Origin of the sequence: Novosphingobium silvae (assembly GCF_009856825.1) — a bacterium.
Taxonomy (GTDB): domain Bacteria; phylum Pseudomonadota; class Alphaproteobacteria; order Sphingomonadales; family Sphingomonadaceae; genus Novosphingobium; species Novosphingobium silvae.
Genome location: NZ_WVTD01000036.1, coordinates 1 through 15,548, shown reverse-complemented (window position 1 = coordinate 15,548; position 15,548 = coordinate 1). Strand labels below are relative to the sequence as shown.

Below are 15,548 nucleotides of genomic sequence, written 5' to 3'. Positions count from 1 at the left end.
ACGCGCTGATCTTCGCCCTCGTCGGCCAAGTCGCAGCCGAAGCCGGCGTGCTGCTGATCATCATGTCTGCGGGGCCGGGCTGAGCGCCGTCCCGAAAAATCGACTTCGGCAGCGGGCTGCTAAGGTGGCCGCGTAGCCATGCCCAGCACAAGCATGGACAAGGACCCCCAAGATGACCCAGACTCTGGCTGAGCGTTTCGCCGCCCTTCAGGCCGAGCGGGAGCAAACCTGGAGCCCCGAACAGCTGGAGCGCAACGCCGCCCAGCGCCGCGTCCTTGTCGAACGGCACGACATTGCGGGCCTGCCCCGACTGGGCGACACGATAGCCCCCTTCACGCTCATCGATCAGGACGGGCGCGAGCTGACCCGCGACGGTATCCTCGCCGATGGTCCTGCGGTGCTGGTATTCTTCCGCTTCGGCGGCTGCCCCGCCTGCAACATCGCACTACCCTACTATAACGAGACCCTTCTACCCACCTTGCGCGAGCGCGGTGTGTCGCTGGTTGGGGTGAGCGCGCAGTTGCCGGTGGACCGCGACTTGATCGCGCGCCACGAGCTTGGCTTCACGATAGCGGGGGATCCCGGCTATGCCCTCGCTCGTGCGCTTAGCATCACCTTCCTGCCCGAAGAGCAGCCCGGGGTCGTGCCCGGTCAAAGCTGGATCGGCGCCACGCTGGGCACAAAGAGCTACGAGATCGACAAACCCGCCGTGCTGGTGTTGGACGAGGACGCGCGCGTTCGCTTCTTCGACGTCAGCCCCGACTGGCTGGCGCGCACCGAGAGCGAAGCCGTCCTTGCCGCCCTGCCTGAGAAGGTCTTGCTACGCTCCCATCGGTCACACTGATACCTTGAGCCTTGGCCTCGATCCAGGGCACCACACTAATCACCATGCGGGTACCCAGCCAATCTAGCGATCCGCCATCGGAATACCGCTACAGGACTGGCGGTTCTTCTGATGCCAACACCCGCGCGGATGCGCAGAGGTCGGCTGAGGCATGTTGCCTCCGCCAGCCCCGAATCCGCGACGGGGAGTGACGCCGCCAGCGCGGACATTTGAGCAGATGAAAACGGCACCCAATGCCCGCCTGAACTGCGCCAAGGTGTGCCGAAGAGGGCAGCAGGCATGGCCCTTCGGACACGATCAGAGGCACGCCTGCTGCCCCTGTACTTCGCCTCGTCCGCATCCAATTGACTCCCCTATGTCGGCGATCGAAGCGGAAGACCTGCAAAGCACCTGCCTCGGCCACTCGTCACCCTGATATCGTTGCCCTGCAGCAGACGGTTTCTGCAGGTCTCGACCAAGCATCCATGTCCATGTGCGGCGGGATCTTGGGACCAGGCAGCGGAAATTCAGCATTGATGGCAATTCTTAAATTTTCCTAATTTTCCTCGCTGTCACGGAACCGTCAATGCCTCCTCGTAGTGGCCGTCGCGACGATCGATGATGTTGTTGCGCTGCAACGAGTTGCACTGATCCGAAGCTCGGATCTAGCAATTTAGGAACTTTTGCTCACGCACCAGCGCGATATCTCCGTCGTCACGAGCAGATTTCTATTTTGCGACTTCAAGTCGTAAAGCGGGGGCAATTTTCCATGTCGGCATTCTCTATTACATTCAAGTCTGGCCTTTGCCTTCGTGTAGCATTGACTGCTGTTGCTGCATCGAGCATCACTGTAGTCTGCGCGACGGCTCAGGCCCAATCGACAAGCTCTGCCCGTGCGGAAGGGCGCGTCGCGGGCACGGTCGTCAACGCTTCGGGCGATTTTCTCCGCGGCGCGGAGGTGCGTGTCGAGGGGTCGGAGATCGTTTCGGTCACGGACAACGATGGCCGCTTCACCTTGCAGCGGGTGCCGACCGGCCGGCAGCAACTCACCATTTCATACATCGGCTTCAAAACCGGTCACCAGTCGGTTGACGTAGGCGGCGCTGGCGCCACTGACGTGCGAATCGTGCTGCAGCCGATCAGTGTCGATCAGGCTGGCGACATCGTCGTGAGCGGCAGCCGCCCTATCGCCGAGTCGGAGGAGGCTGCCCTGCAGCTCAAGCGTTCCTCCACCTCGCTTGTCGACGTCATCGCCGCGGACAGCGTCGGCCGCTTCCCCGACCAGAACATCGCCGCCGCCGTCAGCCGCCTGCCGGGCGTCAGTGTCGGTCGCGACCAGGGCCAGGAGCGCTACATCAGCCTGCGCGGCTCACCGGCGAGCTGGACGACCCTTGCTTTCGATGGCGTCAACGTGATCAGCCCGGCAGGCCGCGAGACCCGCTTCGACACGATTCCCTCCTCCATCGCCAGCCAGACAGTGATCCGCAAGGCCGTGACCGCCGACATGCCGGGCGAGACGGTTGCCGGCAACATCAACATCGTCACCCGCAGCCCGTTCGATTACCCGGGCCTCAAAGGCGCACTGGATGGCGGCTACGGCTACAACGACCTTGGGCAGGGCAAGCAGTACAACTTCAGCGGCTTCCTGTCGGATCGCTTCGCCAACGACACCATCGGCATCCTGATCGGAGCTTCCCGCTATGAGCGGGACATGGTCACCGACAACTTCGAGAATAGCTGGGAAATCGCTTCCGAAGATCAAGAAGAAGGCGCGGAAAACCGCATCTGGAACTCGAAGACCCAGAACAAGCTCTATCGCCTGACCCGCAGCAACACCTCGTTCTCGGGCCGCTTGGAATGGCGCCCCGACAGCGCGAACAAGGTGTTCCTGAGCTCGATATACAGCCAGTTCCGCGACGACGAACTGCGCAACGCCTGGGTGTTCGACCTCGATCAGGACGCCAAGAAGACGGGCAGCAGCACCGTCGGTACGACGACCGGATACGCGGACATCCGTACCGGGAACACGCCGATGCAAGGCACGCTCTATGGTGCCGAAATCGAAAGTACGCTCAACTCCAATTCCTCGCGTCAGAGCATATTCACCAACACGCTTGCCGGCGAGCACGAGATGGACGCATGGAAAATCAGGTGGCGGGCGAACTACACCCGCGCCGACGACCGCGCCAAGCCGCCCTTCGGTTCCTCTTGGGCGAGCCCGAGCAGCTTCACCTCACGCCCGACGCTGGTCTATGACTTCACCGACCCGAACCTCGCAAAGGTGCAGCTCTACGATACCGTCCGCAATGCGGATGGCACCTACAGCGCGGGCGCTTCGCGGCCCTACATCTCGCCTACCGAGCTGAACTTCCTGTCGATGACGCGCAATCGCCAGCTCGACCGGACGAACGCCTATACCGGAAAGCTCGACCTCGAACACACCATGGACCTGTTCGGCGCCGAAACGGTGATCCAGTTCGGCGGCGAGTACGACAAGCGCACCAAAACCTCGACCCGTACCGTACTCGAGGTGACGCCAGAGACACTTGCAGGGGCCGGCCTCACCGCACCCACGCAGGCGGACATCAGCATCGACACGCCTTACAAGGGCAAGCTGCCGCTCGGCTATGGCTTCAAGTACTTTTCGAGTGGCCTTGGCGAGACGCTGTTCGACAGATACGTCGCCGCGGGTGCAGCGCAGGTGCAGGAGGACACCAGCGAGGAGAACAACTACCGGGTCCGCGAAGAGGTCGTCGCCGGGTACCTCATGGGAACAACCTACTTCGACTGGGGCAACATCGTCTATGGCGCCCGTGTAGAAAAGGTCACGAACAGCGGTTCGGCGCTGTCGATGATCGATGACGTATGGACGCCAACGCATGTATCCAGCAACTTCACCTCGGTGTATCCCAGCATCCACCTGAATTGGGACATCAACCGCGACATGAAGCTGCGGGTCTCGGGCAACACCGGTGCGGCGCGTCCGGACTACGACCAGCTGCGACCCAACTTCTCCTACGACGACGTCGAGCAGGTGGTTTCGGGCGGTAACCCCGAGGCGCGGCCAGAGCGCGCCAAGGGAGTCGATGTCTACTTCGAGTGGTACATGCCTTCGCGCGGCTTCCTCTCGGTGGGTGGGTACTACAAGAAGCTGGACGACATCCTCTACGATGTGGAGCTGACCAGCTTCGGGTCTGACACGCTCAACTCGGACGGAATCGATCGGTCGGACTACCGGTACGCTACCATCGCCAACGGCGGCGGCGGTCATATCGCGGGTCTGGAGTTCGCGTTCTCGCAGCCGTTCGAGGGGCTGGCACGCTCCGCTGGCCTGCCCGACTGGGCGCAGGGTTTCGGAATCCAGGCTAACCTGACACTCAACGACTCGAAGGCCACGACCCCGGACGGCCGCACCACAGACCTGCCGGGCGCCTCGCCGCTGATCTACAACCTCTCCGGCTACTACGAGCGCTACGGCTTCTCGGCCCGGGTCAGCTACCAGTGGCAGAAGGCGTACCTTGACTCCATCGGTTCGGGCGACATCCTGGGCGACACCTACTGGGCAAACGTAGCGCGTCTCGACTTCTCGATGCGCTACTCGATCAACGAGAATGTACAGCTCTATCTCGATGCCAACAACCTCACCGATGAGCCGGGCATCCGATACCAGGGCGACACTCAGCACCAGATCGAGCACGAGACGTTCGGCCGCCGCTATCTCGCCGGCGTGCGCCTGAACTTCTGATCATGAGCGCGGGCGGTGGCGCTTCCCCGGGGAGCGCCGCTACCTCCGCAGATGCCAGGCTTGCATGAACAGAACCATCCTTGTCGTGGAAGACGACCCGGCCACAGCCGGGTTCCTGCGGTCCGGCCTTGAGGAAGAAGGCTATACCGTCTCCTGCGCGCGTGACGGACGGCTCGGCCTTGAACTCGCCCAGCACGGCGGCTTCAGCGCCATCGTGCTGGATCGGATGCTCCCTGAACTCGACGGGCTCGACCTGCTTCAGACCCTGCGAATGCAGGACTGCGACACGCCGGTCATCATCCTCTCGGCCATCGGCTCGACAGATGAGCGGGTCCGTGGCCTCAGGGCGGGCTCGGACGACTATCTGGTCAAACCCTTCGCCATGACCGAGCTGCTTGCCCGGCTTGAGGTCCTGCACCGCCGCCGCGCGGCAGTCCCTACCGTCGTCACTCGCCTAACGTGCGCGGACCTGACGCTGGACCTTCTCTCCTCAAGGGTCGAGCGAGCCGGACAGGCGCTTCTCCTTCAACCCCGGGCAATCCAGCTGCTGGAGTTCCTGATGCGGAACCAAGGGCAGGTGGTCACCCGTTCGATGATCCTCCAGCACGTATGGAACTATGATTTCGATCCCGGCACCAACGTGATCGACGTCTACGTCAGCAGCCTGCGCAAGGAGATTGACCGGCCGGGCCTTGTTCCCCTTCTGCGCACGGTTCGCGGTGCGGGCTATCGCTTCGGATTGCCTTCATGAAGCACGCCGGGCAATCCCTACTGCCGTGGCGATCGACGAGCGGACGCTTCGTGCTGCTGCACCTGGTCCTCAGCCTCGCGTGTACCCTGCCGGTCCTTTTCTACGTCTACTTCCAGATCGATCGCATCATCTTGGCCGATTTCACCCGGCCGCTTGAGTTTCGCCAAAGCAATCTCGACAAACAGTATGGGCTGGGCGGTATCGCCAAGCTGGAGAGCGAAGTCAGGAGCCGTGCCGCCCGCGCCCACCGCGACAAGACCGCGATCCTCCTCGTCGATCCCGCCGGCCACACGATTGCGGGCAATATCGATAGGTGGCCCAGCGGCCTTGCCGCGCCGTCAAACTGGACGCCTTTCACCCTCAAGCGCGAGGACGAGCCACGACCGGAAGAGTTCCTCGTCAGGACGGTACGCTACCCCTCCGGCCACCGCTTGCTCCTGGGTGGACTGCTGGATAACCGCGCCGACATGCATGGAGCCCTGTTGCTGGCGCTTTTCGCGGCCTTCGCGCTCGCCATCCCGCTCGGCCTCTTGGGCAGCTTCGTAATCGTACGCGAGATGAACCGCATGGTTGCGGCGATCGGCAGCATCGGCCAGCAAGTCGGCGCCGGGGACCTTGGGCGGCGCGCAGAGACCGACGGCAGCGGCGATCCGGTAGATCGCCTGAAAACATCGCTTAACGCCATCCTCGACCGCATAGAGGCGCTGGTCGAGGAGCACCGCACGCTCACAGATGCCTTGGCGCACGACTTGCGCTCGCCGCTGACCCGCATCCACATCCAAGTCGCACAGGCGCTCGCAGCCGATCCCGATGCCGCAGAACGCGAACGCTTCGACACGATCTCACAGGAGGTCGGCATCGTCCTGCACATGCTGGAAAGCGCGCTTGAAATAAGTCGTGCCGAGGCAGGCGTGGGCCGCAGCACCTTCGAGCGCTTCAACATCGCCGACATGCTGCGCGATCTTCGGGAGATCTATCAGCCCCTCGCCGAAGCGGGTGGCGTCGCCATCACCGCCGCCTGCCACCAGGACCTCCACGTCCAGGGAAACCGCGCCCTAGTCGCCCGTGCGCTCGCCAACCTCATCGACAATGCACTGAAGTATGGGGCTCAAGGCGGCGTGATCGCGCTGGAGGCCGAGGCTATCGGCACCCACGTCCATGTCTGCGTGGCAGACCAGGCCGAAGGCATTCCGGCCGAGCGCCGTGCCGAGGCCATCCGCAAGTTCGGTCGCCTTGACAGTTCGCGCAGCACGCCGGGCAGCGGGCTTGGCCTCAGCCTCGTCAGCGCCGTGGCCTCGCTCCACGGCGGTCGTCTCGAACTCGAAGACAACCAGCCCGGCCTGCGTGCCCGGCTGGTTCTCTCGTGTGTCCAAGATACGCATGATCCCACCAAGGAGTAACAGGAATGCACATCCCCAAGAAGGCACTGGCCGTCATGGCCGCCGCACTGCTGACCGGCACCGCCGGCATTGCGCAGGCCCAGGAAGCGCGCAACGTCATCGTCTTCCTAGGTGATGCAGGCGGCCTCCCCACACTAAACGCAGGCGGCATTCTCGCCCACGACAAGCCGCTATCGCTGTTCATCCAGTCTATGCCCTACGTGGCCCTGTCGGACACCTCTTCAGCGAACCGCTGGGTCACGGACTCGGGTGCGGGCATGACTGCGATCATGACTGGGCACAAGACGAACAACTCGATGGTCTCTGCCATTCCCACCAGCCCGAACGGTGGCGTCACTGCGGTCAAGACCCTGCTCGAGTATGCCGAACAGCGCGGGCTCTCAACCGGCGTCATGACCAACATGAAGATCTGGGACGCGACGCCGGCTGCCACATATGCCCACGTCGCATCGCGCAAGGACAAGGACTCGATCTTCCAGCAGATGCTCAAGCCCCACCTTGGTGACGGCGTGGACATCCTGATCGGCAAGGGCCGCGCTGATGCCGTCGCCTCGTTCGCGGCGCGCCAGACCACGGCCGAGAAGGCCTTCGCCGGCGCTGGCTACCGCTTCGGCGAAGATCCGGCGATCGTGCGCGACGCGGCCCGCGCGGCAGTGCTGCGCGACAGCGACTTTGCCCCGATCCCGGCGGTGGAGGCCACCATCGCCCAGCTCGCCAAGAACCCAAAAGGGTACTTCCTGATGGTCGAATGGGACATGCACACCAGCGGCGATCCCAAGAAGGGCCTGCGCCACGTTGTTGAGATGGATGACATGATCCGCCGCGTGCAGGAAATTGCGGGCAAGGACACGCTGATCCTGTTCACTGCAGACCACAGCTTCGGACTGCGCATGGGCGGCGGCGAGCGTGGCGCGCCACTGCTCCAGCAATATGAGGCTGCGGCCGGTGAGCCCGGCGTCACAACAGAGACCAACGACGTCATCAGCGTTCAGGACGGCCATACCGGGGAAGAAGTGATCGTGGCAGCCTCGGGACCCGGCGCCGATAAGGTCCGCGGCTTCATGCCGAACACCCGGCTGTTCGACATCATGCTTTCCGCCTTCGGTTGGAAGCGCGACCAGTAAAGAGCTGTTCAGGAGGCTGCAGTGTCCGCTGCAGCCTCTTGTTCTGGTGTCTTCTAAGACGCAGGGCATCTATATGCGCATTGGCGCGATTGCAGTGTAGTCGAGCGGCCGGCGCGAGTGTTTTCAACGTAGCGCGTCATGGCTGGGATCCCGTCGGCGAAGAGATCTTGCTTGAAGCGAAACGTGAGTGAATTGGCTGCTAACCTGCTTCGGCGAATGGACGACATCTTCTCGCGCGAGACCGTCCGACTGAAGCAGTTTCCAGGCGCCTTTCCAGTGCTGTACCTGGTGTGGGGCCAAAGGGGCGCAACGGGGTGGGCAGCACGATGTCTGCGCTCATGACCGTGTCAGGAACAAACGGCTTCGGTGCGATGGTTGACACATGCGCGGGTCTTTCAACTTTGAGGGATACCGTGAAGCCAGCTCCCATCGCACCCAATCTAGCAGCCGTTTATCGAAAAGCTCCAAAGAAGATGGCAACCTACGGCTTCAGGTCAAATGCGGACACTGTCAATCGGCGCCCTACGAATTCTCCTTGATATCCGGCTTGTTGTCGAAAGGGCGTTCGACGATAGAGCCGGCATTCGCGGGAGGAAGCCGAAGAAATTGCAAGCGCGCGCATGTCAACCAGGATGGACATCAATTCATCACAAGGATGATGGCTAGACTTTTGCCGTTTTCCTCGATCCGAATCGTCGGCGCAATTTTTATCACCGGGCTACTGGCCAACTACGGTAGCGTTCTTCCGATTGCCTTTGAAATCTCGGCAGCTGCCTCGTTTTCAGATGCCTCGGAAGTGAACGTTCTTACGCTGAGTTTTTGAAATGCACCTTCGGTCAGATGACAGGAATTGGGACTTTCGCGACCGTCGGCTTCCGATGAACCGTTGTAGGAAAGCGGCCATTCACGGACCAGCAAGAGCCTCCTATTGGGGGGCGGCAACGCGCCCCTTGCAAAAGAGCAGCGCTGATTGCGGTTTGTGCTCAGCTGAAGCAGCTTTGGTGCACCCGATCCCCGCCAATCCACTCCTGTAGACCGGAACGGCGATTACCGTTGCAGCACCAACACCACTGTTCGTTGACGCGCTGAGATAAAGCCGCTGACCGTGTCCAGCTCAAATTCGGCGGTATACAAGCCCAAGCGGAACCAGCGGTCATCTCGGTTTCCGTTGCCAGCCCGCCTTAGCGGCGCATCGAGCTGCTGATTGCGAGGCACCGTCCTTGACATGTTAAGGTTTATCGACACATATGAGGCTGTAAATCTTAACATGGCGGTGGTATGAGCGTGCTCGCGGAAGAATTTGAGGCTGGCCCCCGCCTCGCACAGCTGGGAATGACGACGGCCGATCTTCTCGACATTGTCAGGGGCGCTGTCGGTGCCCGCCGCAACGCCGTCGCCTTTCACCCTGCGAGCGCTGCGGGCCTGTTTTCTTGGCTGGAGGGGACTGCTCAGCTTCGGCGCGTATTTCTGTCCAAGGAGGGGTGGGAACTGAGCCGCCGAGACAACATCGAATCCGTCTATAATCCCCGGCTCGGCATCAAGATCATCTTCCAGAACGCCGAGCGGGCCGGCGATCCGATTTTCGAACCGATGGCGGCAAACCGCAAGGGCGCAGCATCCGCGCGCGCTGTGGACCTTGGCCAGATCGAACTGTTTCCCGAACACCGGATCGAGAAGGAACAGTCGGTAGCGGAACTCAACGCCAATGTCTGGATCCTGTTCGTTGAGGCCCAGGGCCCGAATGTCCGCGCGGAGTTTTCCCGCCCCAAGGCCATCAGCGACGAACAATACGCAGGCTTCCACGAACGTATCCTTCTGGTACAGGACGGCGAATGGGATAACCCCGGTCCGCTGTCCGACGATGGCGAGCCGCCTGCCGAATACGAGGTTACCGTCTCCCGCAAGGGCTGACTAATGCCATGTTCAACGCCCAGAGACTGATCCTTGCCCGCAGGCGGCGCAAGCTTACGGCCCGCGCGCTCGCCAATGCGATCGGCGCGTCGCCGGTCACGATCTCGCGCCTGGAGAATGCCTCCAACGAGCCGGGGGCGGAGACTGTCGACGCGCTCGCCCGTGCTCTCGGATTTCCAAAGGAGTTCTTTTTCGGCGAAGAGTTGGACGAGCTGCCAGGGCATGCGGCAAGCTTTCGCAGCCTGTCCTCGATGACTGCCAGGGAGCGTGATGCTGCGCTCTCCGCAGGCGCGATCGCATATCTGTTTCACGACTGGGTGGCGGAACGGTTCAACCTGCCGGCGGCAGATGTACCGACCATGAGCGAAAATGCATCACCGGAGGAAGCAGCACAAATCGTGCGTGCCAGCTGGGGCCTTGGTCAGCAGCCGATCTCGAACATGGTCAAGCTGCTGGAAGCCAAAGGCGTGCGGGTGTTCTCGCTCAGCGAAGAGACAAATTCGGTCGATGCCTTCTCGTGCTGGCGCGGCGATCAACCCTTCGCATTTCTCAATACGTTCAAGTCCGCCGAGCGCAGCCGCTTCGATGCGGCGCACGAACTTGGGCACCTTGTCATGCACCGGCATGGGGCGCCGCAGGACAGCAAACAGGCCGAGAGCGAGGCCGATCGCTTCGCTTCGGAATTCCTCATGCCGGCAGACGATGTTCGCAGCCGTATTCGGCACGTGACTTGCGTCGAAGATCTCATCCGCCTCAAACTGCGCTGGGGCGTCTCGGTGGCTGCGCTGAACTACCGTGTGAACAAGCTCGGTCTGGCCAGCGAGTGGCAGAACCGCAGCCTCAATATCGAGATCGCGCGCCGGGGATACCGCAAGAACGAACCTGCGGGCATGCTGCGAGAGCAATCCTCGCTTTGGCCCCAGGTCTTTACGTCTTTGTGGCAGGAGCGTTTGACGAGAGAGAGCATTGCAACGCAGTTGCATGTGCCAACTTCCGAACTCGACCAGTTCCTCGTGCATCTGAACGATGTCCAAGTCGCTGCAACCGCCGAAACGCCGGGGCTGCGCGCGGTAAAGTAGGAAAGTCCGGACCGTTCGGGTCTAATGGGAAAGCAGGCGCAGGGAAGGCATAACTCCAGCATGAGCCGAACGCGAGACCCCGAGCGCTCCATCAGAACGGTCGACTTTGAACTGCCGCGCGGCGAGGTTTCGATCGAGAAACTGATGGCGATGGAGCCTGCGGAATGGGAGCATTTGCGCCGGGAAATCAATATTCGACACCAGCAGAACAAGGCGCGCCCTTTGGCGTGCTGCGGTGTGTGCAGGGGGCCGATCTATATTCGGGGGTCGCAGCACCGCGGCCGAGACGTTCCCATGTTCGCGCACTATCCGGACAGTCTGATGGACTGCCCCTGGCATCATGGCCCATCCATGACGCCCGACAAAGCCCGGGCCGCGCAGTACCAGGGGCGCCAGGAATCATCCCGGCACGCACGGCTATGCGAATTGCTTGAAGAGGTTGCCAAAGCCGATCCTAGATGTACCGATACCGCCATCGATACCTACCGGCGATCGCAGATACACAAGCGCGGACGCTGGCCCGACGTTTTTCTCGACATGGGGCCCCTTGGGCGCTTCGTGCTCGAAGTACAGCTTTCTAAGCCGTTTGCACCCGAGATCGCGGCCCGGCACCTCCACTACGAACGCGAAGGTGAACACCTCATATGGGTCTTCAGCGAGCTGGAGAACCCGATGCCGCTGGGTTTCCGCGATGTTGTGACAATGCAGCGCGGTAATGCTTTCGTGTTCGATCACACCGCACAGGTAGCCTCGTACGAACACAGGACCGTCGTTCTCAATTGCTATATCGAGGATGGGCATGGTGGCTGGCTGCCGCCCCGGCTGGTGAAACTCGACGACCTGAAGACCGGCAAGGGCCGCGCAGTCTTCCTTGAAGACAGGCGCAGCGAGCTTCTGGAGCAGCGGTGCCGCGCCAATCGAAAAGTCTGGGTGAAGGCGTGCAGAACTGCACAGCAAAGAACGCCCGACGATCCCGCCTACGACGATGTATTCATCACCCAGTGGTCTGGGCTGAAGGATCGGGTACCCGGTTTGGGCAAGTGGGAAGCCGAAAACTGGCCGTTCGGATCAGACCGCGCGCGCTTCATGATCGCCAACCTGGTCCTGATGCTGTGCTCGATCGCGCACAGCGCAGCAGGGGCAAGCCCGGTGCTGTATGTGACAAAGTTCAAAGGCGCAAATGCCGTCCTGCAGATGCTGAATACCAAGATGACGGCGGGTGAACTGAGGCCATGCGCAGATCTCGTGCGCACATTTGTGTCCCGCACCGTGCTGGCAGGGCTTCTCGTGACGCCGTCTCTGCAGCGCATCCTAGAACAGGGCCGTATGGCGGCCCCGCAGATCGGACCCGGCCACCCGGTCTGGGAAGCAATGGCCGTGCTGTTTGCAGAAGTGCTGGATGGCCTCGTCCGCGCGGAGCTGTCGGATCTTGATCGTTTGCCCGCCTGGGCCAGCCAAGGCGCTGGCACATTCGAGCCGGCTGGCCGCGCCTGCCCGGTCTCGTGAAGCAGCACGATGGATTGGCGCCATAGCGCGTGCTTCGACCCGGATGCATGCTGTCGTGCAGCGATTGGACTTAGACGCTGATCACATCATCGTCTTCGTGAACGTCACGCACGGATGCAGCGAAGTCCATTAATATCTTGGTATTGCGATAACGCTTGTACGTCTTGGTCGCGGCTGCGAGTAGATTTCCAACGGAAGTCGCTCCAGCGTCCAGTGCCACCTCGCTCAGCTCGTCGAACAAGTGCTTTCCAAGCAGAGGATGCTCGGCAACCTTGGCGACAATTCTCGTCGACAAAGATCGCCGCTCATCGACGAACTCTTTCCATGTGTTGGAAACATGCGCCGCATCTTTCAGGTCTGCAAAGGCCTTGGTCATCTCGGCATTGAAGCTCGTGATGAACTTGGCCCCATGGCCTGTGGCCAGTTCATCCTCGTAGCGCTGGACAGACGACAGCACGGTTTCTCGAAACGCTTGGAAGATGACATCGCGTTCTCTGAGTTCCAGAAGCTTTTCGTTGTTCAGTTTGTCCGGATCAATCAGAAACCCCGTCTCGAACGCCAGACTTTGATGCACAAATTCAACCTGCCGAGCCAGAAGCTGCTCGTCCAGCGCTTTACAAAAACCCTGATACGTTGAAAGTGAGCTGAAGTTCATCAGCGGGACAACCACGTCAGGCAGAAGAGTGGCGGCGAGCTTATTTTCGGCGTGGCCTCGATATCCCTTGGCGGTCATCATTTCGAACGAAACATCAACCTCGAAGGATCCGTCCGCGGCTTTCTGGGTTGCCTGTTTGAAGGCATCGCGCCCGAGCGCGCCTTGATACATGAGGTTCTCTGCGAAGGCGGAGCGGATTGTCCCATTCTCCGTCTCGGTGTCAGTTCTTGCACGGATAACCTGGGCCGGTACGACCAGTCCTGCGGCAACAAGGGGACGGACGGCGCGCAGTTCGGCAAGTGCGAAATCGACTATACCGGAATCGAGCCCGCCCCCTCTGAAGGCATCTTCAAGTGGATCCCAGAAAAGGATCGCATCGGCAAACATGAGAAGAGAGCGTATCCGATCTGGATATCGCAGCCTATCCACCAGATAGATGCCGGAAGTTGCGTGACAGGACTCCCGCAGCGGCGGCGTGATCGCTTCCGCGCTGTGGAGATCCATCCATTCTTGCCGCGCCTTTTCGGAGTTGAGGAACACCTTGCCTGTTGAAAGGCCCTCCACCGCCGGCGCCCAATCCAGATAAAAGCGACGAAGTGTGGCAGCAAGGTCGGCGAGGGCGAAGGTCATGCCGTGATAACCGGCATCCAGCCGGCATCCTATCGCACCTTCGACGGCAGCCAGATAGGCCTGCCCAAGATTCTTGAAATGCTTCGCTGCGTCCATGCTTATCATTGCCAAGCGAATGTGCCGCAGTCACCGGAATATTTGAAGATCTGGCACTTACCTCACGTTCGGGAACGTGGGCCTGGTTACCTCCCCGCGCTCGACACGCGCGGCTTCTATCCCGGCCATTTACCACAGGCATGTCTGGAAAAGAGCCGGGGCGGCCACTCCCTCAGGTGACCGCTCTTGGCCGCTAACTCACTCGGGAACTAATGCGCGTATGCTGCGAGGCCCTAAGCCCAGCAATGACTTGACGGACCCACTATGTTCACCACTTATTCTCAAATGAAAATGCGAGGGATGTATGAAGTTCGAGGGGTTCCAGGTCACCAATTTTCGAAACATCATCGATTCGGGCTGGATACCAGCCAATCAGATAACCGCGTTCGTGGGTCAGAACGAAGCGGGCAAGAGCAACCTCTTCGAGGCGCTATACTGCCTGAACCCGATAATCGCCGACGCGACGTATAACCTCGATGAGGACTGGCCGGTCGATAAGTGGGAGGGGAGGAAGGATGCCAACGGCACTCTCGTGTGCAGGGCTCAGTTCCTCCTGTCCGCTGACGAGATAGCAGACCTCGCAAACAGTGCCCTTATGAAGCCTGAGGTTGCGGAAGGAGAGACTCCGCCCCCGGCCGCCCCGCTACCCAAAGAGACTCGTGTCGTCATCTGGAAGAGCTACGGGTACAAGACCCAGTTCAAGGTTCACGATTTCCCAGCAAACGCACTTGAAGAAGACGCAGCGCAAGACTGGATCTGGGAGAACCTACCCAAGTTCGTTTACATACACGATTATGAAATGTCGGGCGCGCAGATCGAACTCGACCAGTTGAAGCAGCGTTTGGCGCAAGCTGGCGGGCACCGTCACCGTTTGAGCAATGAGGACCAGACAATCCTCATCATTCTTGACCTCGCCAACATCGACCTTGGGGATTTCTTAGAGAAGGGGGACACGTCTGAAGGGCGCACCATACGCTCCTTCGACAAGCGCTCGGCGTCCAAGTATCTGACCAGCCAGTTCGCCAGCCTATGGCGGCAGAAGGAGGTCGAGTTCCACATCGAGATCGACGGGCCGACGCTCAACATCTTCGCCGAGGACAAGGCGGTCGGGATGCCCGTCCGACTGCACCGACGTTCCACTGGCTTCCGCTGGTACGTATCTTTCGCTTGGAAGTTCACCCATGCGACCGGCGGCGAGTTCAAAGATTGCGTCCTCCTGTTGGAGGAGCCTGGCGTCCATTTGCATTTCACCGGCCAGCGTGACCTGCTCACGGTCTTTGAGCGGCTCTCTGAGCACAACACGATCCTGTACACGACGCACCTCGCGTCGATGGTGGACTTGGCCCACCCTGAGCGGGTCCGTATCATCGAGAGCCGGGACAATCACCTCGCCGTCACGCAGGGTATCGTGAGCTCCCAACGCGAACCGATGGCGGTGATCGAGCAGAGCCTCGGGCTCACCGGCGATCAAAGCGGCCTTCTCAGCAACCGGCAGGTCTTGATCGTCGAGGGGGGCGATGATGCCGTGATACTGCACAAACTGTCTGGCCTACTGAAGGCCGCCGGCAAGGAGGGGCTTTCGGACCGCGTCTATCTCTGGCCCGCCCACGGCGCCTCCAAGACGCCGATGTATGCTGGCTTCGCAATTGGTCAGGGGTGGGACGCCGGGGTGTTGCTCGACAGCGACGAGGCAGGCAACAAGGCTAACAGCGCGTTGACGAAGTCGGTGTGATCTGATTCAGCCTGGATACGGAAAGAAGGCGGTCAGCGACGATGGCGATGCGACGTGATGGTGATGTGCAGGCGGATCTGATCGTGTCGTGGTCAG

General features: G+C 61.1%; 11 protein-coding genes and 1 pseudogene. 11 read left to right on the top strand and 1 reads right to left on the bottom strand.

Annotation, left to right across the window (positions count from 1 at the left end; all coding sequences use genetic code 11):
- The first annotated feature begins 172 nt into the window (after positions 1-172).
- The 10 genes and pseudogenes from GR702_RS21125 (at position 173) to GR702_RS21085 (ending at position 12,339) form a co-directional block, all read left to right on the top strand.
- Positions 173-844: a peroxiredoxin-like family protein gene (locus tag GR702_RS21125; RefSeq protein ID WP_160987521.1), complete on the top strand. Its 672-nt coding sequence runs from the start codon at positions 173-175 to the stop codon at positions 842-844.
- A 799-nt stretch (positions 845-1,643) separates the two neighbouring features.
- Positions 1,644-4,568, top strand: a complete 2,925-nt coding sequence (locus GR702_RS21120; RefSeq protein WP_160987520.1) for a TonB-dependent receptor — start codon at positions 1,644-1,646, stop codon at positions 4,566-4,568.
- Between the two features lie 64 nt (positions 4,569-4,632).
- Positions 4,633-5,319 (top strand): response regulator transcription factor, encoded by a 687-nt coding sequence (locus tag GR702_RS21115; protein ID WP_160987519.1) that lies wholly within the window; start codon positions 4,633-4,635, stop codon positions 5,317-5,319.
- Complete coding sequence (locus GR702_RS21110; RefSeq protein ID WP_160987518.1) at positions 5,316-6,719, top strand: sensor histidine kinase; 1,404 nt, start codon at positions 5,316-5,318, stop codon at positions 6,717-6,719. The genes GR702_RS21115 and GR702_RS21110 overlap by 4 nt, the downstream gene beginning before the upstream one ends.
- 5 nt (positions 6,720-6,724) lie before the next feature.
- Complete coding sequence (locus GR702_RS21105; RefSeq protein WP_160987517.1) at positions 6,725-7,843, top strand: alkaline phosphatase; 1,119 nt, start codon at positions 6,725-6,727, stop codon at positions 7,841-7,843.
- A gap of 382 nt (positions 7,844-8,225) precedes the next feature.
- The gene (locus tag GR702_RS21100) at positions 8,226-8,666 is read left to right on the top strand and encodes a hypothetical protein (RefSeq protein WP_160987516.1); all 441 of its coding nucleotides are present in this window, start codon (positions 8,226-8,228) and stop codon (positions 8,664-8,666) included.
- Positions 8,667-9,121: 455 nt separating this feature from the next.
- The gene (locus tag GR702_RS21095; protein ID WP_160987515.1) at positions 9,122-9,754 is read left to right on the top strand and encodes a hypothetical protein; all 633 of its coding nucleotides are present in this window, start codon (positions 9,122-9,124) and stop codon (positions 9,752-9,754) included.
- A gap of 8 nt (positions 9,755-9,762) precedes the next feature.
- Positions 9,763-9,927 (top strand): annotated as a pseudogene (locus GR702_RS22730) (helix-turn-helix domain-containing protein); the annotation flags it as partial.
- Positions 9,928-10,071: 144 nt separating this feature from the next.
- The gene (locus GR702_RS21090; RefSeq protein WP_337192667.1) at positions 10,072-10,833 is read left to right on the top strand and encodes an ImmA/IrrE family metallo-endopeptidase; all 762 of its coding nucleotides are present in this window, start codon (positions 10,072-10,074) and stop codon (positions 10,831-10,833) included.
- Between the two features lie 60 nt (positions 10,834-10,893).
- On the top strand, positions 10,894-12,339 hold the full coding sequence (locus GR702_RS21085; protein ID WP_160987513.1) for a competence protein CoiA family protein: 1,446 nt from the start codon (positions 10,894-10,896) through the stop codon (positions 12,337-12,339).
- A 70-nt stretch (positions 12,340-12,409) separates the two neighbouring features.
- On the opposite strand, the gene GR702_RS21080 is transcribed toward GR702_RS21085, so the two are convergent.
- On the bottom strand, positions 12,410-13,720 hold the full coding sequence (locus GR702_RS21080) for a hypothetical protein (RefSeq protein WP_160987512.1): 1,311 nt from the start codon (positions 13,718-13,720) through the stop codon (positions 12,410-12,412).
- A gap of 304 nt (positions 13,721-14,024) precedes the next feature.
- Between GR702_RS21080 and GR702_RS21075 the strand changes: the two genes are divergently transcribed.
- Positions 14,025-15,452, top strand: a complete 1,428-nt coding sequence (locus tag GR702_RS21075) for an ATP-dependent nuclease (RefSeq protein ID WP_160987511.1) — start codon at positions 14,025-14,027, stop codon at positions 15,450-15,452.
- The last annotated feature ends 96 nt before the right edge of the window (positions 15,453-15,548 follow it).

Bases quoted from the DNA above. Each gene is read 5' to 3' on its own strand.
- GR702_RS21125 (WP_160987521.1), top strand. From the start codon at position 173: ATGACCCAGACTCTGGCTGAGCGTTTCGCCGCCCTTCAGGCCGAGCGG.
- GR702_RS21115 (WP_160987519.1), top strand. From the start codon at position 4,633: ATGAACAGAACCATCCTTGTCGTGGAAGACGACCCGGCCACAGCCGGG.
- GR702_RS21110 (WP_160987518.1), top strand. From the start codon at position 5,316: ATGAAGCACGCCGGGCAATCCCTACTGCCGTGGCGATCGACGAGCGGA.
- GR702_RS21105 (WP_160987517.1), top strand. From the start codon at position 6,725: ATGCACATCCCCAAGAAGGCACTGGCCGTCATGGCCGCCGCACTGCTG.
- GR702_RS21100 (WP_160987516.1), top strand. From the start codon at position 8,226: ATGCGCGGGTCTTTCAACTTTGAGGGATACCGTGAAGCCAGCTCCCAT.
- GR702_RS21095 (WP_160987515.1), top strand. From the start codon at position 9,122: ATGAGCGTGCTCGCGGAAGAATTTGAGGCTGGCCCCCGCCTCGCACAG.
- GR702_RS21085 (WP_160987513.1), top strand. From the start codon at position 10,894: ATGAGCCGAACGCGAGACCCCGAGCGCTCCATCAGAACGGTCGACTTT.
- GR702_RS21080 (WP_160987512.1), bottom strand. From the start codon at position 13,720: ATGGACGCAGCGAAGCATTTCAAGAATCTTGGGCAGGCCTATCTGGCT.
- GR702_RS21075 (WP_160987511.1), top strand. From the start codon at position 14,025: ATGAAGTTCGAGGGGTTCCAGGTCACCAATTTTCGAAACATCATCGAT.